This is a genomic window from Aeromicrobium jepli, assembly GCF_047246605.1.
GTDB lineage: Bacteria > Actinomycetota > Actinomycetes > Propionibacteriales > Nocardioidaceae > Aeromicrobium.
In genome coordinates this window covers 1-665 of the sequence record NZ_JBFOKO010000023.1, presented here as the reverse complement: position 1 = coordinate 665, position 665 = coordinate 1, and the positions used below count along the sequence as shown (strand labels likewise).

At 67.1% G+C, this 665-nt stretch carries 1 protein-coding gene; it reads right to left on the bottom strand.

The features are described from left to right. Nucleotides 1–43: 43 nt before the first annotated feature. The gene (locus AB3M81_RS18535; protein ID WP_412905420.1) at nucleotides 44–571 is read right to left on the bottom strand and encodes a TasA family protein; all 528 of its coding nucleotides are present in this window, start codon (nucleotides 569–571) and stop codon (nucleotides 44–46) included. Between the last annotated feature and the right edge of the window lie 94 nt (nucleotides 572–665).

The window sequence follows — 665 nt, the reverse complement described above, 5'->3', positions numbered from 1 at the left end:
GCGCCCTGCCACTTCAACCCTGCGTTCCCCAGGAGGTGGGGTCTTACTGGTTGGTGGTGGTGCCGTCGAGCTGGACGGCGTCCCACGCGTAGACCGCGGTGGCGGTCTTGCCCTGCTGGGTGTTCGGCGCGGCCTGGTCCAAGGTGACGGTGAACGTGTAGTCGTTCGCCTCACCGGCGGCCCACGTGCCCAGCGTGTTCTTCGTGCCGTCGGCCAGGCCACCGAAGGTGCCGGAGTAGACGGTCGTGTTCTTGGTCGTGTTCTTGATGACGAGCTTGAGGTTCTCCCCGTCGAACCCGTTGGCCGAGGACACCTCGGTCAGCGCGAACGCCGCCGGCAGCGAGCCGGTGTTGGTCAGCTTCAGCGAGCCGTTGAGCGTGTCACCGGGCTTGAGGTTGGAAAGGTTGAACACCGCCTGGCCGTCCTTGCTGTTGGCCTGCGTCAGCGTGCCCGAGGTGGCCGCCGAGATCGTGTTGCCCGACGTCGAGCTGAACGTGGCGCCCGAGCCGACCGCGATCGCGCCGGCGGCGAGCAGGGTGGCCAGGGGGACGAGGACCTTCTTGGTGCGCATGCGGGTTTCTCCTGGAATCGGTGGCCGTTCGGCCGGTGCTGGGCGACTGCCCGGGTTGATGTCATCAACGCTACGCAGCACAGATCCACAGCAG